The organism is Gracilibacillus timonensis (genome assembly GCF_900086715.1).
GTDB lineage: Bacteria > Bacillota > Bacilli > Bacillales > Amphibacillaceae > Gracilibacillus > Gracilibacillus timonensis.
Window position 1 is genome coordinate 148,541 of record NZ_FLKH01000008.1, and the last position, 21,558, is coordinate 170,098.

The window sequence follows — 21,558 nt, forward strand, 5'->3', positions numbered from 1 at the left end:
CCTTATCTTCCTCCTACATTAAAAATGATTAAAAATGCCACAATGCTGACTATATAAACCACAAACATCCATAAGGCTGGTCGAAAGTTGCTGTCTTTCCATCCATTTCTAACCAGCTCTACAATAAACAAAGATGCCGCCAATAAAAAAGATAGAATCGACACCATAATCAGTAATTTCTCCATGATATGCACGCCTCCTATGAATTTGGATAAGTACACTGTAATCGATAATTATTAAAAAACATTTAATGTTTGCTAGGAGATCGAAAAAATATAATAAATGGATTACCTAAAAACACTAGAAAAAAAGAATGATATATGACATAATAGTAGCAACATCGAACGAATGTTTCTATCAGGAACTTCCCAACTAATATCGTTCTAAAAGAAAGGCGATGAATTGACAATGACAGTTCGATTAATTCTAGCTGAAAAACCATCCGTCGCAAAAAACATTGCCGACGCGCTAAACATTAAAACAAAAAAAGATGGCTATTTTGAAGGAATGAACTATTGTATCACTTGGGCATTTGGTCATCTTGTTGAGCTTTATGATGCCAAAGATTACGATGGGAAGATGCGCCATTGGAAAATGGATTACTTTCCTTTTATTCCTGCTGCCTTTAAATATAAAGTGAAAAGTAATCCAAGAAATCGAGCAAAAACAGATGGCGGTGCTGCCAAACAATTAAAAATCATCCAGTCTTTAATGAGGAGAAGCGATGTGGAGGCGATTATTTCCGCATGTGATGATGACCGCGAAGGACAACTGATTGCAGACAGCATTATCTATCGCGGTGGAACAAAACCAAAAGCAAACGTGTACCGCCTGCTTTTGAATGAATGGACAGAAAAGGAAGTGCTTCGAGGTTTGGAAAATCTCCAATCAAACGCTTCGATGCAGCCACTCCGCGATGCCGGAATCAGCAGACAATGGGCCGATTGGGTGATTGGTATTAATCTGACATCTGTTGCCACTTTAAAGTATCAACAAGGGAAATCCGGTGCGTTAAATATCGGCAGGGTCCTCCTCCCCACCTTAAAAATCATTTATGATCGCGATCAAGAGATAGAGAATTTCAAACCAGAAGATTATTTTAAACTGGCGGCAACGTTTCAGACCGTGAATAACCACGAATATGAAGGAATATATCGCGAAAACAAAACGGAGAAGTTTAAGAAAAAAGAATTATTAGAGCCGATTAACGAAGCTATTGCAGACAAACCAGCCATTATTACAGATAAACAAGTCGAGAAGAAAAAGGAATTCCCGCCTTTTTTATTTAACCTATCTAATCTGCAAGGGTATATCACCAATAAATATAAGGGCTGGACATCGGATAAAGTCTTAAAGACAGCGCAGTCCCTTTACGAGAAAAAATGGATCACTTATCCACGTACATCCAGTATGGCATTGGAAGAAAGCCTAGTTGGAAAAACAGCCCATGTATTAAAGGTACATTCGGAAGACCTTCCTTATAAAGAAGAGGTTCATTTTAGCAAAACCAAGCGAGTTTTTAACAATGCAAAAGTAGAAAGTCATAGCGCCATCATCCCCACTTACCTAAAACCAAAACGCCTGACAGCAGATGAAGGCATCGTATATACCGCTATTAAGAATCGATTTATTATGCAATTTATGCCGGTAGCAGAATATGAAGAGACCAAACTGATTACCAAAGTACTAGACACGGACCTACCTGGTCGTTTTCATTCCAAAGGTAAGGTGCAGTTGGTTGAAGGCTGGAAGAAAGTAGAGAACATCCAATCAAAAGATGCCTTCCTGCCTTCTGTGAACAAAGAAGAACGCGTTCAAATCATAGGGTCTGACGTTACTTCCCATGTCACCAAACCGCCCAAGCATCATACAGAAAGAACCTTGCTTCGCGTGATGGAAACCTGTGGAAAAGACTATCAAGAGGATGAAAATGAAGAGTTGTTGGGGAGTATTTTAAATGGATTCAGTATTGGGACGGCGGCAACTAGAGCCGAAACGATTAAAAAACTAAAAGATATCGGTTATATCACAACGGATAAGAAGTATTTACTGTGCACAGAGCTTGGCAAACGACTTGTTGACACTTTCCCTGTCAAAAACCTATTCGATTTAGCATTTACCGGACGCCTTGAAAAAGCCTTATCCGATATCGAAAAAGGGAAAGCAAGCAAACAAGCATTTCTCCGTCTCGTCTTTCAGTTCACAACGGAGTCCGTGGCGACAATTAAACAAGATCAGGACGTAGTCATTCACCAGGCAGCCTCCAAACGAGCGACCAATGAGGTATTAGGTACCTGTCCTCAATGCGGTGGCAAGGTGAAAGACGGTTATAAAGCCTTTAGCTGCAGCAATTGGAAGAAGGGATGTAATTTTGCGATTTGGAAGAATGATAAATACTTAGCAGCGATGCGCAAGAAGCCAACAAAGACCATGGTGAAAACATTATTGAAGGAGAAGAAAGCATTCGTGAAGGGGCTAACCAGTAAAAACGGGAAGAAATTCAATGCCTATTTAAGCTATGAAAAGAACGAGGAAAAAGATTATTATAGCTGGAAGATGGAATTTTTAAAGTGATCAATTGTCACTTGAAAATTGATCATATGTTCATTATAAATGATGGGAGGTTAAAGGGGTGAAGAGCATATGGAATAGCATTAAAAAAATCCTCACCAGTAAATGGGCAGACTTCTTTTTTGTCATCGCTTTTTTTGGTTTATTTCTCATTCTATTTGAGAATACCCTTTTGAAAGGAAATATGGACTTTCTTGGCGGAACATTATTATTCATTCTTTTTCCGATCTTATTATTCATTCTTTTTCCGATCTTAATATTCATGAATGGATACAGCATGATTAAAAAATGGAAAAACAAAGAATAGTGGTAGAGGCTGATTCTTATCTGTTTATCCTTAAGAAGAACCTCTGTCAAATGGACAAAGGTTCTCTAGCAATCAAGGGACTTACTCCTTTACCACCAATCCCATTAATGAAGCAAGCTGCACCGCCTGGTGTGTTGATACCTTACAGCCGTTTAAATCTTCAATGGAAACCGTTAATGTGTCAAAACGAGATGTACTAATATCGACCCCTTTTAAGGCCGTTTGTTCAAAGCTTGTCCCACTCAAATCACATAAATCAAACCCAACACCTTTAAACTTACAATCATAAAAATCAGTTTGCTGGAGAACCGCTTCTTTAAACAGGACCTTTTCCAGCTTGGAGTTGCCAAACATCGCCATGTTCACAATCGAATCGTTGAAAGTCACATTGCCGATGGACGATTCGGAAAAGTCGGTCCCAAGTAATTTACAGTTATGAAACTCGACGCGATGAATGGAAGATTCGCGCAGATTAGCATTCGATAGATCACAATTTTCAAAGCGGACATCCGTTAATTGGATTTTGCCAAAGTCCGTATGATTAAACTGACTGTTTTTAATAATAGCATGATAGATTCGCAGTCTCTCTAATATTTCATTGGTAAACTCGGAATCTGTCACAAAAGCCATTTCTAATTCAGGATCTTCCTCGTAGAAAATATCGGTAAAATGGCTTGGTGTTAATGCTTCCGATATTTTTGGAGCAGTAATTTTCACACTATCCCTTCTTTCCTTTATCCATTGAGGTCGTCTAGAACAAATACATTTCCTTGCGATCATAGTAACATTCAGAAAGCTGCGCATCCTTAAAGATCTTGTACATGTCCAGAAACCCATCTGCCAATATGTAATTCTCTAATTCATGGGGATCAATCCAGAATACTTCCCCTTCGTCTGAACTGGTCACGTCCCCAGTAAATCTTGTCGTATGATAAAACAATACCACATATCGCTCATCTGCCTCTGTTTGAAACTGTTTACTGCCACATAATACCGGCTGACTTATCCGCAATCCTGTTTCTTCCTCGACCTCGCGGATAACGGCATCGTGAAAAGATTCTTCTTTTTCAATATGACCGCCCGGAAAGGTTAAGCCTGGCCAATTCGGATTGACGCGATCTTGCACGAGAATCTGTCCTTTTTCGTTCTCGATCATACACATATTCGTAAAGATTGCTAATTCTGCACGTCCCATTTCCCTTCCCCCACTCCATCCCTTTTATACTATCCATATTATAACAAACATTTGCTAGCCAAACATCCTCTTTTACTTCCCAGTTTCTGCAAAAGTCTCTATTCTTGCACCTATTTGATCCCTAACCCTTTGGAATACGGACCATTCTTGTCCTGCCGGATCATCAAAGCCCCAATGTTCCTTTTTTACATGGGCAGGTATGTGGGGGCAGTTCTGATCGGCATCACTGCATAAAGTGACAACAAGCGTAGCCTGATTCAAGATATCGGCATCGATGACATCCGAGGTATGCTGCGAGATATCAATATCCACTTCCTGCATAGCTTGAATGGCAAGCGGGTTGACACCATGTGCTCTAATCCCTGCAGAGTATACCTCCCATTCGTCTCCCAATATACGTCTAGCCCATCCTTCTGCCATTTGACTGCGACAAGCATTTCCGGTGCAAATAAAATAGATAATATTCTTCTTCATTTCCCTTCTCCTCCTAAAATAATAATAACGTTAGATACAAACCAAACAAGGTAAATACCAATACCGGTATCGTAATCACAATCCCCGTTTTAAAATACGTCCCCCATGAAATTTTCATCCCTTTTTGTGTCAATACGTGCAGCCACAGCAAGGTTGCTAAGGAACCAATCGGTGTAATTTTCGGCCCTAAATCGGAACCAATAATGTTGGCGTAAATCAACCCTTCTTTCACGGCAGCCGTTACAGCCGCTTGATCGATGGCGATCGCATCAATTAAGACGGTGGGCATGTTGTTCATTACCGAACTTAGAAATGCAGCGATAAACCCCATCCCTATCACACTTGCAAATAATCCTTGTTCACCCAATGTCGTTAACACATCTGCCAACATCGTCGTAATTCCCGCATTCTTCAACCCGAATACGACGATATACATGCCAAGTGAAAACACCACAATATTCCACGGGGCACCTTTTATTACTTTTCGTGTATGAACGGCATTTGATTTTCTGGCTAATAGCAGAAAGATGATTGCAACGACACCTGCTATAAACGATACGGGAATGGCAATAAACTCACTCATTAAATAGCCCATCAATAAAATAGCCAACACGCCCCACGCATAAACAAATAATCGCTGGTCCTTAATCGCCATTGCCGGAGATTCCAGCTGTTTCTCATCAAATTGCTTGGGGATGGCCTTCCGGAAATAGATCCATAGTACAACAATACTAGCTAATAATGAAAAAATATTAGGAATGATCATCCGCAAAAAATAGGAAAGAAAATCAATTCCAAAGTAGTCGGCTGATACAATATTAACCAAATTACTGACGATCAGCGGCAAGGAAGTCGTATCCGCAATAAAACCACTAGCAATCACAAACGGAAAGATTGCCCGCTGGTCAAATTGCAAATTGCGGACCATCGCCAGTACAATCGGTGTCAGGATCAAGGCTGCACCATCATTAGCAAAAAAAGCCGCCACGATCGCACCTAGTAAGGAGATATAGATAAACATTCGCACGCCATGCCCCTTTGAGATATGAACCATATGGCGGGCAGACCATTCAAAAAAACCAATCTCATCTAATATCAAGGAAATGATGATCACCGCAACAAACGTAAGCGTGGCATTCCAGACAATCCCCGTCACTTCTACCACATCAGCAAAGGAAACGACACCAGTAATAACGGCTAATACAGCACCTACTGCTGCCGTTATGCCTATATCTAATCCTTTTGGCTGCCAAATAACAAAGATTAAGGTGAGCAAAAAGAGAATGATAGCTAGGAGGGTCATGTTTCACACGTACCTTTCTCCAATTGATCACACACGCATGGGCTAGTAGCTGCGCCAATCGAGGATAATTGACTCGTTATTTCTTCCAACCTCTCTTTATTCAATCGGTACATGGTTTTTGTCCCGTTTTTCCTTGATTGGACTAATTGGTATCTGGCTAACACTTTCATGTGATGACTCAAAGTAGGCTGTGAAAAATGGAAGTGTGCTAATAAATCACAGGCACATAATTCATCGCACGATAATAGATCAAGAATTTCTAATCGACTTGGATCCGCTAATATTTTCAAATAATCGGAAAGCTGTTGGTACATCAAAGGTCACCTGCTTCTAAAGCTATTTTTGGTGCAATCATCCGCGATATCCTCTTTCTCAGTGAGAAGTCGAACATCATGTTACTTCTCATTATATATAGATTATCATCTATATATATATTTGTCTATATAATAAAATGCAAAGATATAATCGTCTTCTGGAAACTATTGCTGTACTTTTCATGATCGATTTTATGATTGATTTTTTTATAGGAAAGAGTATGATTATACGTTGCAGGGAAAAAATATACCAGACGAAGGAGGTGGAGGCCAAATGGAAAATATTCATTTAAAAAAGGTAGGAGCAGCAGACTTGGGAGAAGTGACACTTTTGGTTGGTGATCCAGCTCGAGTTGAACTCATTTCTAGTCAATGGGATACGCATCAACTTGTCTCCGAAAATCGAGAATTCATTTTGGTTACAGGGACTTGGAAAGGCACAACGGTTTCTATCTGTTCCACCGGGATTGGCGTCGGCTCTACGGAAATAGCGATCATCGAATTGATTCGCAGCGGAGCAAAAAAACTCGTTCGATTAGGTGGATGTGGTGCGTGGAACGACCGCTTATCAGCAGGTGACTTACTCTTCAATCATGCCATGGTTCGAGATCCAGGTATGCTCCACCAATATGTGAGTGATACATATCCAGCTGCAGCTGACCCAGACTTGTTGGCACAAATCAAATTACAGGCAGAAAATAGCGGATTTCGCGTCCATACCGGTATTGGCATGACTACGCAAAGTTATTATTTAGGTCAATCTCGCGAGCACGGCATTAGCAATGGCCCACAGCCAAATAAAAACTGGATGGATTATTGGAAAGAGCGGCATGTGCTAAACGCTGAAATGGAATCCGCGGTGCTGTTTATATTAGCGTCACTTTATCAAATTTCCGCAGCCAATTGTCTCGTCGTGCATGTCAATCGGCTTAACGAACAATGGGTTTCCGATCAAGACTATCAAGCAATTCATCAACAAGCAGCGAAATTAGTGTTAGACGCTTGTGTCAAAATCCAATAATGGTAAAGGTGTGTTAAGGTTGGAACAAGTTTCAAATAAAAAAAGCTACCAAAAAAAGATATTAGCTTCTTCCATGCTTGGTTTGGGATTAGAAGGCATGGATATCATGTTTCTCTCTTTTGTTTTAAGCTCTATTATCACTGAATTTGGGATTTCGTCGGCAGCAGGTGGATCGATTGCTTCCATCACCAATATCGGTATGCTGGTTGGTGGGGTCACCTTTGGAATCCTTGCTGATAAATATGGCAGAATCCGTATATTCACTTATACCATATTCCTATTTTCCATTGCTACCGCTCTGATGGCCTTTGCAGATAATATTTATATGATCTATCTGCTGCGCTTTTTGGCAGGAGTTGGCGGTGGCGGTGAATTTGGCATTGGTATGGCGCTTGTAGCGGAAGTTTTTTCTAAAGAGCGACGTGGCCGAATGACATCATGGGTTACGATCGGCGGGCAAATGGGTGCTGTGGCCGCTGCCATTTTAGCAGCTATTATCATTCCCCTATTTGGCTGGAGAGCCTTGTTTATTGTTGGGATACTACCGGTCCTTTTAATCTTTTATGTACGCAGAAACTTAGGGGAAACCGAGGAATGGAAACAAGCACAAACGAAAATTAAACAAGGGGAAAAGAAAGGGAGCTCTCTTGCCAAACTCTTTAGCTCCCCTAAAGTAGCGTACACAACGATAGCGCTGACGATTATGTCTACCGTACAAGTCGCTGGCTACTTTGGCTTAATGAACTGGCTGCCGTCTATCTTACAAGACCAGCTTGGTTTGAGTGTTTCCGGATCGTCTCTTTGGATGATCAGTACCATCATCGGAATGTGTGCTGGCATGCTGTTGTTTGGGCAGATACTAGATAGGTTTGGGGCGAAAACCTCGTACGGTATTTTTCTCGTTGCATCAGCTGCCTCCGTTTTTCTATATGTCTTTGCCCAAAGCGCCATTGCAATATTAATTGGCGGGGCGATTGTTGGATTCTTTGCCAATGGAATGAATGCGGGATACGGCGCCTTAATTAGCAGCTTTTATGCGGCTGAAGTGAGAAGTACCGCCAATAACACCATTTTTAATACCGGCAGGGCATTAGGTGGTTTATCCCCGATTGCGATCGGTTTTTTCTTGGATAAATACGGAATTACAGCGGCGATGTCCTTTTTAGCCGTTCTATATCTGATTTCTCTTGTGATTATCCTGACCTTACAAGGCATTCCCTTAAAGGGGAATCGAAATAAGGAAAAAAGGGAATTTTAGTGTACGATAAAATGGGAGAGTGACCACTCGCGTCACTCTCCCACCATACGGTTACCCTTTAAAAGCTTGACGATACACCTCTGCCAGTTCTGTTACTAACGGCAGCTTAGGATTTGCTGTTGTACATTGATCCTCAAAGGCACGGTCCGCAAGATAATCTACCTTTTTATCGAATTCTTTTTTATCGACTCCGTTTTCGGCAATGCTCATTGGAATATCCAATTCGTGAGCTAGCTGGTAGATGGCCTGCACTAAGCTCTCTACGCCTTGTTCCGTTGTTGCTGCTGGCAACCCTAACACTCTTGCAATCTCTGCATAGCGTTTGTCTGCGATAAAGTGCTCATATTTAGGGAATGACACAAATTTCGTTGGTTTCTTGGCATTATAGCGAATCACATGCGGCAAGAGAATGGCATTGGCACGTCCGTGTGCGATATGATACTCTGCCCCCAATTTATGAGCAAGACTATGGTTAATGCCTAGGAATGCATTGGCAAACGCCATCCCCGCAATCGCAGAAGCATTGTGCATTTTTTCTCTTGCTAAGGCATTGTTACCATCACGATAAGCTTGTGGTAAATATTCAAATACCAGTTGAATCGCTTTGATCGCCAGTCCATCGGTATAATCATTTGCCATATTAGATACATAAGACTCAATCGCATGGGTTAGTACGTCCATTCCTGTGTCGGCTGTGATCGTTTTTGGCATGGTCATGACAAATTGTGGATCAATAATCGCTACATCAGGTGTTAACTCATACTCTGCTAATGGATATTTGATATTGTTTTCTTTATCTGTAATAACAGAGAAAGAGGTCACTTCAGAACCCGTACCAGATGTTGTCGGAATCGCTACAAATTGCGCTTGCTTACCTAGTTTTGGATATTTATAGACTCGTTTACGAATATCCAAAAACTTTTGCTTTAGTCCATTAAAATCGGTGTCTGGGTATTCATGGAATAACCACATTCCTTTAGCGGCGTCCATCGCTGAACCTCCACCAAGGGAAATAATCACATCAGGCTGGAAGGCATCCATGGCTGCTGCCCCTCGCATGACGGTATCCTTTGATGGATCTGCCTCCACGTCAGAGAAAATCTCACAATGTACGTAATCCGGACGTCGACGCAAGTAATAAAGAACCTTGTCTACATAACCTAGTTGGACCATCATTGGATCGGTGACAATAAACGCTTTTGAAATATCAGGCATTTTCGCTAAATATTGCACGGCATTTTTTTCAAAATAGATTTTCGGTGGCACTTTAAACCATTGCATATTGACATTCCTTCTCGCCATTTTTTTTACGTTAATTAAGTGAGTTGCCCCTACATTCGTAGATACAGAGTTGCCGCCATAAGAACCACATCCAAGTGTAAGAGATGGCATATAAGCATTATAAATATCCCCGATCGCACCTTGAGAAGATGGTGCATTGACAATGATACGACCCGCTTTCATTCTTCTTCCAAAGGCATTCAAAACGGCTTGATCGTCGGAATGGATAACGGCAGAGTGACCTAAACCGCCAAATTCCAGCATTTCTTCTGCACGCTGTAGCCCTTCCTCGGTACTGTTTACTTTATAGGCAGCCAACACAGGACTCAATTTCTCACGAGAAAGCGGATGGTCTGGACCTACACCAGTTAGTTCCGCGACGAGGATCTTGGTATCCTCAGGCACCTTCACCCCAGCCAGTTCGGCAATTTTTGCTGCCTTCATACCGACAATCGAAGGATTAACGGCACAAGCGTCTACATTGATCACCAGTTTTTCCACTTTTGACTTTTCTTCTGGTGTTAGGAAATAGACATTGTTATCGATCATTTCCTGTTTTACTTGTTGATAGATAGCCTTATCCACTATCATTGCTTGCTCTGAGGCACAAACCATTCCATTATCAAAGGTTTTGGATAAAATCAGATCATTCACGGCCCGTTTGACATTAACCGATTTTTCGATATAGCAAGGCACATTACCTGCACCCACTCCTAATGCTGGTTTTCCAGAACTGTATGCTGATTTAACCATGCCAGGACCGCCTGTAGCCAAAATGGTTGCTACGCCGTCATGCTTCATTAATCCCTGTGTCGCATCAATCGATGGCTTCTCCACCCACTGAATGCAATTTCTTGGCGCCCCAGCCTTTACGGCTGCCTCATGCACGATTCTAGCTGCTTCCGAGCTGCATTTTTGTGCGGATGGATGAAAAGCAAAGATAATCGGATTTCCTGTTTTAATGGCAATTAATGATTTGAATAAGGTGGTAGAAGTTGGATTGGTTACCGGCGTTACCCCAGCAATTACCCCTATTGGCTCTGCAATTTCCACCATACCTTCTTGTTCATTCTCGCTTATCACTCCAATCGTTTTATCATACTTGATATTGTGATAGACATATTCCGTTGCAAAAATATTCTTGATGATTTTGTCCTCATAGACACCACGTCCTGTTTCTTCTACGGCTAATTTGGCTAGCTGCATGTGCTGGTCCAATCCTGCAAGCGCCATTTCTTTCACAATATAGTCCACTTGTTCTTGATCTAACTGCCTCATTCCTGCTAGTGCTGTCTGTGCGTTTTTCACCAGTTTGTCAATGCTTTCTTCCACGGTTACTGCCTGTTTTTCCTTCTCTTTGGTAATCATCGTATTTCCTCCTTGAAAAAAGATTGTGAAATAATGAGCATAAACTTTCAAAAAATAAAATGCTAGCCAATGACTGGGTGACGGGGTACTTTGACAAAAGATACATCCTTAATGACACGTGTGTTAGGCTTTATCACCACCGTGTAATTTTTGGTCCAAATATAATGTGGTATATCATCGTTTTCATCCAAACACATGGCCTCGAATACGTCGCCGATTTGCTGTTCAAAATTTTCCTGCGTGTATAATTCGGCATCGGTACTAAATTCTTTCCACTCATTCAGAATCATATTGGATCACCCCTTTATATTTCTTGATTTCATCATAACACGTTTTTTTCGGTTTGCGAGCCTCGTTTTGTTACAAGTTTGTGAAATGTTTCACAAATAGAAAGCGTTTTATTTTTGAAAACAAGAATGGGATGAGTCGAACCCATCCCATTAATCTTCTCCAATTTTCTTATCTTGTTTTTTCGGTAATCTACCGGCTCGCTTGGCAGACTCCCTCAGTAAAAACTCGACATGGCTGTTGACACTGCGGAATTCATCCTTTGACCATCGCTGTAAAATGTCATAGAGTTCTGGATCGATACGTAAAGGAAAGTTTTTTTTCTTAGCCATTGCGGCACCTACTTATTGATAAAGAGTTCCTGTATTAATCACAGGTTGCGTTCCTCGATCCGAAACGATCGCAACGAGTAGATTATTGATCATCGCCACCCGGCGTTCTTCGTCTAAGTCTACTACATTATCTGTCTCCAAACGGGCAATCGCATCTTGTGCCATACCAACCGCTCCTTGGACAATTAGCTTACGAGCGGAGATAATCGCACTTGCTTGCTGACGTTGCAGCATGGCTTGGGCAATCTCGGTGGAATAAGCCAAATGAGTCAGACGGACCTCATCGACTTCGACTCCAGCAATGTCAAGACGTTGTTGCAACTCTGTTGTTAGCTCCCCCGATACCAGATCTGCATTTCCACGCAGGGTTCGCTCATTCTCAGAAAAGGAATCATATGGATACGTAGTCGCCACAGCACGGATAGCTGTTTCACTTTGAATCTCGACAAACTGCTTGTAATTATCAACCTCAAAAACTGCCTTGGCCGCATCCGTAACCTTAAAAACTACAACTGCGGCAATCTCAATAGGGTTCCCATTGATATCATTGACTTTAAGACGGTTACTATTAAAGTTACGCACCCGTAATGAAATCGTTCGTCGTACTGAAAATGGCACCGTCACCACGATTCCTTCCTGTCTTACCGTTCCCATATACTTCCCGAGAAAAATGACCACCACGGACTGGTTTGGCTGCACCAACGTAATACCACTAGCAAGAATAACTGCAATTACTGCCAGAATAATTCCCAAGACTATTTGTTCTTGGACAAAGCTAAATACACCAGCAGCAAGTAATAATATAATAAGCCCTATTCCTAATACACCGTTTATACTCCACGCCTTGCGTTCTTGCATGACATCCTCTCCTATGTACAAAGATTTTTTTGCTCCTTGGAATGCGAATTGCCTATTATTTGTTTCGAAAATCTGGATGTATATTTCCAAAAAGAGGATTCCTACAATAAAGCAGAATACCTCAACAAAATCATCCGGTCAAAGATATAAAATGCTCAGATCAAACAGCAATAATAATACCAGCTCAAAAGCTAATAAATATAGACTATAGCGACCATATTGACAGATTCCGTCGCTGTATTATTCATTCCCTTTCAAGCTCCGAACAAATGCATATAGGACCCAGACAAAAACGCCAATGGAAAGCATCCAGATTGCAGGCATATCGTCCCTCCTTATATATCTTATTTATATTATTATGATATCACTTTTGTATTTTATTGTAAAGTGATAACATTGAAAATATTAATGAATAAATAGAAGCTAGTTCTCTTTGGTGTCATCCTGCGATCATTTCTCAGAACGTAAAAGGAATTAATCCTTGACTTTCTAACCAATAATTGCAACGCTAGAAACAATGAATCAGTAAAAGGAGAGCGACCATAATGTCTAGATTTGCCGTAATCGGTCCGGGCGCGGTGGGTGCAGTGATTGGAGAATCCCTTCAAAAAGCTGGGTATGCTGTTACCTTACTAGGAAAACAACCTGGGAAGGTACAAGTCCATCATAACGACAACACCTCTACCACACTACCTGTTGCCCCACTTTCAGAGACGACGACAACGTTTGATTATGTATTTATTACCGTAAAAGGCACTCAGTTGGAGACGATCCTCCCCTATCTCGACCAAGTCTTGCACCGACAAACCATCTGCATTCTTTGTCAAAATGGCTATGGTCAGCTAGAACGTTTTCCCCTGCCTCACACCTATCAAGCCGTTGTCTATATTAGTGGACAAAAAAAGGGACAGGTAATCACTCATTTTCGTGATCGAACGTTGATTTTGCCTGAAAACAGTGCCACCTATGGCCTAAAAGAGGCAGTATCCAAAAGCAATCTTGATATCCAGCTGCATCGTGATTATTTGCATGATATCTGGTATAAATTGCTCGTCAATTTAGCGATCAATTCCGTCACGGCATTAAGTCAAAACACGGCAGTTATTTTGCAAGACAGAAAGATACGTACCATCTGTGAGGAATTGTTAAAAGAAGGCATCTCTATCGCCGCTGCGGAGGGAATTGATTTTAAGCCAACGATCGTCAACGAGATTATGACGATTTATGATGGTTATCCGCCCCATATGGGCACCAGCATGTATTATGACCGCATCCATCAACAGCCAATGGAAACCGATTATATTCAAGGCTATTTATATCTGAAAAGCCGAACACACGCGCTACACACACCTTATCTCGATACAGTGTACAGCCTGCTTGTGGCAAGTGAGATATCCAAATAGCAAGAAGCTTCTCCCGCTCAGAGTTTCTGCTCCCATGATGTTTATAATTGGTTGATTGAGTAATGAAAAAAATGAAGCTATATAGAGTGGAAAGGCTACTCTTTTCATTGGTAAATTTATCTGTTGTTTTTTCTTTTTTGACATATAAGACTAAATACAATAATATTATCAGTAAATATTTATGTTGATTTATGGATACAAAGAGAGGAGACGGAAATCTGTGATGATGGCTGACCTTAACTTACTTCCAATATTATACCTGTTGCTCATATTAGGTCTAGTGGTTTTGTTTGTCATTTCGCTTGTGCTATTTGTTAAAAGAATAGTAGAGAATAACCAGAAGCGAGCTGAACATTATCAAAACATAGAAAAGAAATTAGATGATATCATTGCTTTGGTGAAGGAAAAAAGTGATTAAACTTCCTTGTTTTATGACTGCTGCTGTTTGCTTATACGATTCTGTTTTTATATTGTTAATTCAAAACTCTCTGCAATTAAATCTTTAATAGGATGGATACTCTTCATTTCAGCCAAATGAATACTGACCCAATTTAATTTATTCATATGATATGCCGGATAAATCCCCTCTTCTTTTCTTAACGAACCGACGAATTCTTTCCTTACTTTCACATTCAACACATCCGTTTTCTCTTCACTATCCAATCCTATTTTGTCCTTCGTAATATCCATGATTAAACCGAACCATTTTCCGTTCTTTTCATGTCTCAAGACAGCATAGTTGGCGTATGTTTTCCATGGATAATCTGGTTTTATGTCATATGTTTCTTGAACAAAATCAAAAACATCGCTTCTGTTTACCATAACATTCCCTCACTTTCATTCCATTCATTTTATAATCATCATACCCTCCATCGCTTTATGCTAATCACGATTCCTATCATTCGCATTTTGCAACTAAAAACATCTTAGAGAGCTTAAAAATTATGCAATATCTAATAAGTTTTACAATATCTTATCAAAAATGACATATTTCCATTACGCTTGAAAATAGCATACCTCTTTGAACCTCAAATTTCATTTTTAGGTTTAATGGGAAATTTATGGTTGAGGAGAGGAGTCTATTAACGTATAATATGTAACTGTAAAAAAATATACAGGAGAGTGATGTGATTGAAGAAATTAATAAGTTTAGTCATTCTATTCATTGCTATCTTTTTGGGTGGGTGTTCATCTCAAGCAAGTAGCAATGAGGCAAATCATGATATTCAAGGCATTGTATATGGGGACAAGATATTCGAGATTGAAAATAAGAAACAATTAGATGCCGAACTAGCAGTTAACAGCTTTTCTACAGAACAAAATAAAGTATATATGGAGTCCAAGCTATCTTACAATGGCGAAACATATGATTTACAAACAAACGGGAAAGTCTATCCTTCTTCTAATCAAATCACCGGTGGTTATCTTATAGACTTTAGTGATACGGATAAATATACTATTAAATCAGTTAAGATAGAAGAAAATGCCCCGAAGGAATTACTACTACCTATTAATTATAATACGTTAACGGAAAAAAACGTAATCAAAATGGCACTCGTGGATAATAACTCAAATGAATTATTGTATTTTGAAGATGAATTACCGAACTTATTTTCAGTTAATCAAATAAAAAGTCTTTCTCAGGAAATGGATTTAGATCATTTTAAGAGCAAAGATGAGTTTGAAAAAAAGAAAGAACAAATTGCTACAATGGAATCATGGTTTTTGCCATATCTTCATTCGAACGGATAGGTATAGTACTTGGAAAACGAAGCGCGAGATTCTTTGGACAATAACCCAGACTTGTATAGTAACGATGATTTAATAGAGACCATACCTCGCGCATATTATATGTTTGAAAATGAATCGTTAATTATTTATGACACAGATGGTTTTTATAAAGGGACGGTTAATTGGCCAGCAGGTTCAGAAAACCTCCCAACAAATGCAATAGCGTGGAAATGGTTGAGTAATGATCACGAAAACATTGTAGCTGATCAATCTATGACAAGTGCTCATTTGATATCTACGAAAAGAGTGCATTTGGAGGGTACACAAACAAAATTCACGAAATTGATAAATCTTTTAAAGAGGATTATCAAGTATTGGAGTAAATCGATATGCAAAAGAAAAATTATCTGATTATTGCGATAGTGCTATTGCTGGTAACAACTCTTGCCTGCTCCTGGCTATATTACAACAATTATAAGAGCACTCAACAGCTAGTCTCTACTATTCAGGAGCGGATTGCTTCCGAAACATACCTGTTATCGCAGGATATCGAACCAGTAATGGATCAAGAAAATTATTCAGAGGACAGCCTAAGTTATTGGGAGCCTTTACGAGTTGATATCGAAAAATTATTAAAATCCATTTATTTTTTATCCCAATATAGAGAACTTTCTAAAGAAGAACGCAGTCAACTACATTCCATAGAAACTACATTAAGATCCATGGAGACCTTTTTAATTGAAACAGCTCGATCAATTAGAGCAGAGGAAGCTTCCTATGAACTCCAATTTTGCAAGAAAAAAACAGAATTCACAATCGATTCTGATGCCAATAAAAGGTTCGAGGCCTATTATCAGTTATTAGATTTATTTGATTTCGAGGATGAAGGGGTCACTTATGAGGTATTAATGGATAGCTGGGATGATAATGCAGCTAACGATTTAAACTGGTGTTATGATGGATATTAGTTTCTTTTTGAATCATTACTGTTCTTATTAAACGAAGAAGATGTTGTCCTACTTCTTAGAGGAAAACATCTTCTTTCGGATTTTATAAGTTATTATTCATCATAAATCAGAGCACCTTCCTTTAGGTAAAGCAACCGATTTTGTTGAGATGGATTCATTTCGTCCAATAAATGCGTGCTGATAATAACGACACTATGATAAGATAAGCGCTCTGACACGCGCTGGAAGTAGAGCCGCTCCTCTGTATCCAAACCAACAAACGGTTCATCTAAGATGCAGATGCTCGGTTGGTTGATAATAGACCAAATAATCCCGTCTCCATCTGCAGGTCGATATCCTTCAATGCTTGAAACGAACGATACTTTTTTTGCAGTCCTTCTATTTTAATTGTCAATGTCCTCTCCTCCTAATGCCTTGCTATTCCTTACACGTAATGACATTTCAAATGGTTTCAGAGAATTATTTTCTTATGACAATAGAGAAGCCGAACACGTTACATACTCCCAGCCAATTCTTATGGACCCAGGAGCGCGATTTGCTCTCCTCAGTCCACGAGATTCTTATGGGAATGATCTCCAGCCCGTAAGACATACACCTTTCTCATGACAAAGTCTCAATAATACGATTATCATGCAATAATCCGATAAAGGTTTCCAATGCCTTCGTTTGAAAAGGGGATGGTGTAATGATCGAAAATTTGCGAGAAAATGGTAGCCCTTTGACAGGAATAATCTCTAAATCGCCATATCGAATCTCCTTTTGAATCGCCCATTGAGAAAGCAAGCTAATTCCCAATCCCGCTGCTACAGATTCTTTAATCGGTTGTGTACTGCTATAATGCATCAAGCGGGATGGCTGGATGTCTAACATCTCAAAAACTGTCTCTGTTGCTTCCCTCGTACCCGATCCATGTTCCCGCACAATCCACTTTTCTTGTTGCAATTCTTCTACTCCAACTGGTTTCGAACGCTTGCCTAATCGATGGCTGGGCGAGACGACAATCACCATATCATCCTCTGCAAACTCCTCGGTGATTAACTTTTGCTGGGGGAAATGACCTTCGACAATCCCAACATCCAATTGGTGACTCTCCACCAACTCGGCAATATGTTCGGTATTGCCAATCGTGACAGTCGGATCAATATCAGGATAGGTTTCCTGCATATTGGCAATAATCCGAGGAAGAACATATTCGCCAAAGGTATAACTCGCACCGATGGAGAGCGGTCCATTTGCTTGGTTCATTAGATCGTCGACCAAATGTTGCATCGTGGTATACAAACCGAGGATTTCTTTCCCATGATGATACACGATCTCCCCTGCCTTATTTAAACGGACATACTTGTTACTCCGCTCCAGTAAACGTACCCCCATACTATTTTCTAATGTACGGATGTATTGGCTAACTGCTGGCTGTGTCATATAATGCGCTGCTGCCGCCTTTGAAAAACTTTGTTTCTCGGCAACTGTTATAAAAATTTGTAAATGTTGATCCATTTCTCACTCCACCTCCTTTAATATCTATTCCTTTTATTATAACATTTTACTTATCGTAGTTATTATAATAAATTATTTTTCTTATGCATTAACTTCGCTTATGCTTAAAAAAGGAGGTGTTTAGATGACTTCATTAGCCATCAATAAACAATCCCTTATTTTTACCGGAAAATATATTGCAGGGATTGCTTTTACATTTTTGATTGCACTACTCGGCAGCTTACTGGCTATGTTCCCCGGCCTGAATCATGTCGGCCAGTTAGCCTGTGCGATTATTATTGCCGTAATCTACCGACAAGTTTTTGGCTATCCAGATATCTTACGCAAAGGGATTACCTTTTCCACGCAAAAGCTCTTGCGTTTGGCGATTATCTTATATGGATTGAAATTGAATATAGCTACCGTATTTCATGAAGGCTGGGGGTTGCTGATTCGTGATGCGTTCGTGATTGCCTTAGCGATCGGATTAACCATGTGGCTGGCCAAGGTATTTAAGGCAGATAAGAGTATTTCCCTTTTATTAGGGGTTGGAACCGGAGTTTGTGGCGCTGCTGCCATTGCGGCTGTTGCACCGATTGTCAAAGCGAAAGAGGAAGATACAGCCATTGGAGTCGGTATTATCGCATTAATGGGAACCATATTCGCGATTGTCTATACCATTTTGCGACCATTACTTCCATTAATCCCTGCCGATTATGGGATTTGGTCGGGTATCAGCTTGCACGAATTAGCTCATGTGGCAATCGCGGCAGAACCTGCTGGAGAAGATGCCTTGGCGATTGCCTTGTTAGCAAAACTAGGACGCGTGTTTTTACTGGTTCCGCTCTGCTTTCTGTTGATTTATATCATGAAGCGCAAAAATAACAGGCAGCAAGCAGGAAACAAGGTTGCTTTCCCTTGGTTTTTGCTTGGATTTATCCTAATGAGCATTTTCGGCAGTTACGTGCTGGGACATGCGATTCCGGTATCTTCAGATGTGATGGGCGCGACCGCCACTGCTACCACCTGGATTCTAACCGCCGCCATGGTTGGATTAGGTTTGAATGTCAGTCTCAAAGACTTACGTGCACGGGCGCTAAAGCCGTTGTTAGCCATGGGGATTACCTCAGTTGTTTTATCGATTGTTGCTTATTTTATGGTGTGAAATGATGGGTACTTGTTGACGTACACAATCCAAACCCATCCCAATCACATACATAAACCTCTTACCTATTGCTCATACTGATAGTGGGAGGTATGTCATTTATGAAGCCATCATTTTTCATCGCTTATTTTATTGCATTGGTGTTACCCATTGCCCAACCTATGGAGGAACCTGATCGCTTAACCATTACGCATCAAGGAGAAATAATCGCTACCATCGATCGTGAGAACTTCTCTTTACCTTTTACCGGAACTCCTTTGATAAATATGGAAAAGCTTGATCGATTAGTAGAAGAATTGGATCAACAGATTTACATGGAACCAGTGAATGCTACCATTAATGACCAAGAAGAGATCGATCCAGGACAACTGGGGTACGGATTGGACAAGAAGGCATTTAAAAAACAGTTTTATGCCTATTTTATAGAAAGTAAATCTGCCACTTTGGAAGTGCCCGTGTTGGAGATTTATCCAAAGGTGGACAGTGAATTGCTCGCCAATGTTCGAATGCAAAAAATTGGCCAGTATGTCACTTATTTCAATGCAAATAATCAAAATCGCACGCACAATATTCAACTTTCCGCAGAAGCAGTAGACAACTATGTGATCTTTCCTAACGAGATATTTTCATTTAACGAAGTAGTGGGAGAACGAACGGTCGAGCGGGGATACAAGCGTTCCACCGTCATTGTGAAAGGAGAACTGGCAGAAGATGTTGGCGGAGGAATCTGCCAAGTGTCATCCACCTTGTTTAACGCTGTTGACGGTGCGGGACTCGAAATTGTTGAACGCTATGCGCATAGCCGACGTGTCAAGTACGTTCCACCTGGACGTGATGCGACGGTAAGCTGGCACGGTCCTGATTTTCGTTTTCAAAACATGTATAATCAACCGATCCTGATTCGTTCCAAGCGTTATGAAGGAACGGTTGTGATCACTCTGCATTCATCAGATGTGATTAATTACGATTCCCGCTCTGTTCCCAAGGCACCAACAAAAATACCAGAAGAAGAGAGCGCAGGAGATTAAACGGAAAGAAATAAGAGACGATGCCTTTTTGTAAAATAATACATTTTATCTCTAGCGGCCAACCTTACACATCAAAATTCAGCGATGGTTTCTCACTTATCAACTTCTTTAAGAAAAAACATATCTTCTACAAATAGGCAGAAGATATGTTTTTGCGGTCATTTATTCTTCATCCGCCACCTTCACCAGCTGTTTCCCAATATTCTCACCAGTAAATAACCCTAAAAAGGCATCAGGTATGTCACGAAAACCTTCGTGAATCGTTTCTTCAAACTTCAACTCTCCCTTGGCAACAGCCTCCCCTAGTACTTGATAAGCCTCATCGTAATGTGCTGCAAAGTCGCCGACAAGCAAGCCTTGCATTTTCACCCGAGACTTCACCAAAAATCGCTGTACTCGCAAGCCAATATCCTGTTCGTCTTCCTTTAGGTTGTAGGAAGAAATAGATCCACATACCGGCACACGTGCGAACACATTTAACAACGGCCAAACCGCATCAGAAATCTCACCGCCGACGTTTTCATAATAGACATCAATTCCATCTGGACAAGTCTCTTGTAACTGGTCGCTTACATTTCCCTTTTTATATTCCACGGCTGCATCATAGCCCAAAGTCTCCGTAATATAGCGTGCTTTTTTCTCTGATCCTACAATGCCAACCACCCGCGCTCCAGCTCTTTTGGCCAATTGCCCAGCGATTTGTCCAACGGCTCCAGCGGCTCCTGAGACAACAACGGTTTCGCCCTGTTTCGGTTCACCGATATGCATCATCCCAAAATAGGCTGTCAATGCCGGCATTCCTAGTACACTTAATGCACTGCTGGGGCTTAAGCCTTTTGTATCGACTTGACGAACCTGATCTCCTGATACCACATTGTACTCTTGAAAATCCAGCGCACCTGTGACCAAATCTCCCACCTTCAGCTGATCACTATTGGATTTGGTCACTTGTCCAACGACCCCACCTGCCAACGGTTCACCTACCTCAAATGATGCCGCATAGGATGGGGCATCTGACATTCTTCCACGCATATAAGGATCGACGGAAACGTATAGTGTTTTTACCAATACCTCGTTCTCGCCTGGCTCTCCCACTTCCACTGTCTGAAATTGAAAGGTATCTTCGTTTGGCAGTCCATTTGGTCGATCACGTAATATCAATTGCTCTTGTTTCATCACACAGTCCTCCTTGATAGCTGATTAGTATATGCTTCTAT

24 protein-coding genes are annotated in these 21,558 nt (G+C 40.7%); 10 read left to right on the top strand and 14 right to left on the bottom strand.

Features of this window, described 5'->3' with window-relative positions; genetic code table 11:
• Positions 1-2 precede the first annotated feature (2 nt).
• On the bottom strand, positions 3-185 hold the full coding sequence (locus BN6556_RS01835; protein WP_066186388.1) for a hypothetical protein: 183 nt from the start codon (positions 183-185) through the stop codon (positions 3-5).
• Positions 186-408: 223 nt separating this feature from the next.
• Here BN6556_RS01835 and BN6556_RS01840 point away from each other — a divergent pair, with 223 nt between their 5' ends.
• Positions 409-2,574 (top strand): type IA DNA topoisomerase, encoded by a 2,166-nt coding sequence (locus BN6556_RS01840; protein WP_066186391.1) that lies wholly within the window; start codon positions 409-411, stop codon positions 2,572-2,574.
• Positions 2,575-2,632: 58 nt separating this feature from the next.
• The gene (locus BN6556_RS01845; protein ID WP_066186394.1) at positions 2,633-2,878 is read left to right on the top strand and encodes a hypothetical protein; all 246 of its coding nucleotides are present in this window, start codon (positions 2,633-2,635) and stop codon (positions 2,876-2,878) included.
• Between the two features lie 81 nt (positions 2,879-2,959).
• Here BN6556_RS01845 and BN6556_RS01850 read toward each other — a convergent pair whose 3' ends face one another.
• From BN6556_RS01850 to BN6556_RS01870, 5 genes are all read right to left on the bottom strand, one after another.
• Entirely contained in the window at positions 2,960-3,595 is a 636-nt protein-coding gene (locus BN6556_RS01850; protein WP_066186397.1) for a pentapeptide repeat-containing protein, read from the bottom strand.
• Positions 3,596-3,629: 34 nt separating this feature from the next.
• The gene (locus BN6556_RS01855) at positions 3,630-4,073 is read right to left on the bottom strand and encodes an 8-oxo-dGTP diphosphatase (protein WP_066186399.1); all 444 of its coding nucleotides are present in this window, start codon (positions 4,071-4,073) and stop codon (positions 3,630-3,632) included.
• A gap of 72 nt (positions 4,074-4,145) precedes the next feature.
• On the bottom strand, positions 4,146-4,547 hold the full coding sequence (arsC, locus tag BN6556_RS01860) for an arsenate reductase (thioredoxin) (RefSeq protein ID WP_066186402.1): 402 nt from the start codon (positions 4,545-4,547) through the stop codon (positions 4,146-4,148).
• A 13-nt stretch (positions 4,548-4,560) separates the two neighbouring features.
• Complete coding sequence (gene arsB / locus BN6556_RS01865; RefSeq protein ID WP_066186405.1) at positions 4,561-5,850, bottom strand: arsenite efflux transporter membrane subunit ArsB; 1,290 nt, start codon at positions 5,848-5,850, stop codon at positions 4,561-4,563.
• The gene (locus BN6556_RS01870) at positions 5,847-6,167 is read right to left on the bottom strand and encodes an ArsR/SmtB family transcription factor (RefSeq protein ID WP_066186408.1); all 321 of its coding nucleotides are present in this window, start codon (positions 6,165-6,167) and stop codon (positions 5,847-5,849) included. The genes arsB and BN6556_RS01870 overlap by 4 nt, the downstream gene beginning before the upstream one ends.
• A gap of 271 nt (positions 6,168-6,438) precedes the next feature.
• Between BN6556_RS01870 and BN6556_RS01875 the strand changes: the two genes are divergently transcribed.
• Together BN6556_RS01875 and BN6556_RS01880 are read left to right on the top strand one after the other, a co-directional pair.
• Positions 6,439-7,185 carry a nucleoside phosphorylase gene (locus BN6556_RS01875; RefSeq protein WP_066186411.1) on the top strand — a complete coding sequence of 249 codons (747 nt, stop codon included), beginning with the start codon at positions 6,439-6,441 and terminating at the stop codon, positions 7,183-7,185.
• Positions 7,186-7,258: 73 nt separating this feature from the next.
• On the top strand, positions 7,259-8,443 hold the full coding sequence (locus BN6556_RS01880) for an MFS transporter (protein ID WP_066186622.1): 1,185 nt from the start codon (positions 7,259-7,261) through the stop codon (positions 8,441-8,443).
• A gap of 51 nt (positions 8,444-8,494) precedes the next feature.
• Here the strand turns inward: BN6556_RS01880 and adhE are convergent, their stop codons facing one another.
• From adhE to BN6556_RS01900, 4 genes are all read right to left on the bottom strand, one after another.
• Complete coding sequence (gene adhE, locus BN6556_RS01885) at positions 8,495-11,092, bottom strand: bifunctional acetaldehyde-CoA/alcohol dehydrogenase (protein ID WP_066186415.1); 2,598 nt, start codon at positions 11,090-11,092, stop codon at positions 8,495-8,497.
• A gap of 62 nt (positions 11,093-11,154) precedes the next feature.
• Positions 11,155-11,382: a hypothetical protein gene (locus BN6556_RS01890; RefSeq protein WP_066186417.1), complete on the bottom strand. Its 228-nt coding sequence runs from the start codon at positions 11,380-11,382 to the stop codon at positions 11,155-11,157.
• A 150-nt stretch (positions 11,383-11,532) separates the two neighbouring features.
• The gene (locus tag BN6556_RS01895) at positions 11,533-11,712 is read right to left on the bottom strand and encodes an Arc family DNA binding domain-containing protein (protein WP_066186419.1); all 180 of its coding nucleotides are present in this window, start codon (positions 11,710-11,712) and stop codon (positions 11,533-11,535) included.
• A 12-nt stretch (positions 11,713-11,724) separates the two neighbouring features.
• The gene (locus BN6556_RS01900) at positions 11,725-12,570 is read right to left on the bottom strand and encodes an SPFH domain-containing protein (protein WP_066186422.1); all 846 of its coding nucleotides are present in this window, start codon (positions 12,568-12,570) and stop codon (positions 11,725-11,727) included.
• 545 nt (positions 12,571-13,115) lie between these two features.
• On the opposite strand from BN6556_RS01900, the gene BN6556_RS01905 reads away from it, so the two are divergent.
• Together BN6556_RS01905 and BN6556_RS01910 are read left to right on the top strand one after the other, a co-directional pair.
• On the top strand, positions 13,116-13,973 hold the full coding sequence (locus BN6556_RS01905) for an oxidoreductase (RefSeq protein ID WP_066186424.1): 858 nt from the start codon (positions 13,116-13,118) through the stop codon (positions 13,971-13,973).
• Between the two features lie 223 nt (positions 13,974-14,196).
• Positions 14,197-14,391, top strand: coding sequence for a DUF4083 family protein (locus BN6556_RS01910; protein ID WP_235817434.1), 195 nt, complete (start codon positions 14,197-14,199; stop codon positions 14,389-14,391).
• Between the two features lie 47 nt (positions 14,392-14,438).
• Here BN6556_RS01910 and BN6556_RS01915 read toward each other — a convergent pair whose 3' ends face one another.
• Positions 14,439-14,795 carry an MmcQ/YjbR family DNA-binding protein gene (locus tag BN6556_RS01915; RefSeq protein WP_066186430.1) on the bottom strand — a complete coding sequence of 119 codons (357 nt, stop codon included), beginning with the start codon at positions 14,793-14,795 and terminating at the stop codon, positions 14,439-14,441.
• A gap of 309 nt (positions 14,796-15,104) precedes the next feature.
• Between BN6556_RS01915 and BN6556_RS01920 the strand changes: the two genes are divergently transcribed.
• Together BN6556_RS01920 and BN6556_RS01930 are read left to right on the top strand one after the other, a co-directional pair.
• A complete protein-coding gene (locus tag BN6556_RS01920; RefSeq protein ID WP_066186433.1) occupies positions 15,105-15,725 on the top strand; it encodes a hypothetical protein in 621 nt (206 codons plus the stop codon).
• 368 nt (positions 15,726-16,093) lie between these two features.
• A complete protein-coding gene (locus BN6556_RS01930) occupies positions 16,094-16,672 on the top strand; it encodes a hypothetical protein (RefSeq protein WP_066186439.1) in 579 nt (192 codons plus the stop codon).
• Between the two features lie 268 nt (positions 16,673-16,940).
• Here the strand turns inward: BN6556_RS01930 and BN6556_RS22600 are convergent, their stop codons facing one another.
• The gene (locus BN6556_RS22600) at positions 16,941-17,066 is read right to left on the bottom strand and encodes a hypothetical protein (protein ID WP_262361273.1); all 126 of its coding nucleotides are present in this window, start codon (positions 17,064-17,066) and stop codon (positions 16,941-16,943) included.
• A gap of 206 nt (positions 17,067-17,272) precedes the next feature.
• Positions 17,273-18,169, bottom strand: a complete 897-nt coding sequence (locus tag BN6556_RS01935; protein ID WP_066186442.1) for a LysR family transcriptional regulator — start codon at positions 18,167-18,169, stop codon at positions 17,273-17,275.
• Positions 18,170-18,293: 124 nt separating this feature from the next.
• Between BN6556_RS01935 and BN6556_RS01940 the strand changes: the two genes are divergently transcribed.
• Positions 18,294-19,313 (top strand): YeiH family protein, encoded by a 1,020-nt coding sequence (locus tag BN6556_RS01940; RefSeq protein WP_066186445.1) that lies wholly within the window; start codon positions 18,294-18,296, stop codon positions 19,311-19,313.
• Positions 19,314-19,414: 101 nt separating this feature from the next.
• Entirely contained in the window at positions 19,415-20,341 is a 927-nt protein-coding gene (locus BN6556_RS01945) for a VanW family protein (RefSeq protein WP_066186451.1), read from the top strand.
• 162 nt (positions 20,342-20,503) lie between these two features.
• On the opposite strand, the gene BN6556_RS01950 is transcribed toward BN6556_RS01945, so the two are convergent.
• Complete coding sequence (locus tag BN6556_RS01950; RefSeq protein ID WP_066186453.1) at positions 20,504-21,517, bottom strand: NADP-dependent oxidoreductase; 1,014 nt, start codon at positions 21,515-21,517, stop codon at positions 20,504-20,506.
• Positions 21,518-21,558 lie beyond the last annotated feature (41 nt).